The sequence below is a fragment of the Priestia sp. BR_2 genome (genome assembly GCF_041954005.1).
Lineage (GTDB): Bacteria > Bacillota > Bacilli > Paenibacillales > Paenibacillaceae > Paenibacillus_AQ > Paenibacillus_AQ lautus_A.
The window spans coordinates 1-731 of sequence record NZ_JAVFHM010000330.1 but is presented as its reverse complement, the minus strand read 5'-3'; the positions used below and the strand labels follow the sequence as shown (position 1 = coordinate 731).

The window sequence follows — 731 nt, the reverse complement described above, 5'->3', positions numbered from 1 at the left end:
ATATGCAGGTTTAGCATTACAAATTGTCTTTGTCCTATTCATTACAGTTTTTGATTCTTGGAGAGCATCTATAATAAATCATTATTCTGTATATCCACCAGCTTTATTTGAGTTGTCTTTAGGTATACTAAGCACTCTACTAGGATTATATGGATTTATTAAAAAGGATAAAATTACTCTCTCCCTATTGGTAACGGTATTTGGAGTACTTATATGTCTATTTTTCGTATTTATTTATGTATTACCAGAGGCAGGAATTCCGCCAGCTATTCCGTTGTTATACTCTGAAAATTAAGATCATCAAGGAAAAAAAAGGTATGCTATATATGGCAGCCTTTTTTATATTCCTAGAAGGGGTTTTATGTTAACTACAAGGCGAAAAATCCATCTTTAGGAAAGATATCTTTTTCTACTGATAAATATTAGGTTGTAAATGGAGTCCTGAAAGACTTCTCAAGTAGTTTACTCAAAGGTTGCACCAGTTATGCAATCTTTACATAGCAATTTCGCACTACCCTATCGCGTAAGTGAAAGTTTTAAAAATGTATCTATATTTTCATTTTATGAAACAGATACGGAAAAGTATGAAGATCTTTATTAAAAACTCTCAAATAAGAGAGTTTTTTTATTTTTTGTATAAAAAACACAACTTTTTTTAAAAACTCTCGTCTAAGTAACGAATACTGGTTAAAGGATGGTCAGGATATTGGAAAATACAAAAAAAGAAGAAA

Annotated in this window: 1 protein-coding gene; it reads left to right on the top strand. The window is 30.2% G+C overall.

Annotated features, from left to right (window positions below):
* A partial coding sequence (locus tag RB298_RS29030; protein ID WP_486049804.1) for a hypothetical protein occupies window positions 1-295 on the top strand: 295 nt, incomplete at its 5' end.
* Window positions 296-731 lie beyond the last annotated feature (436 nt).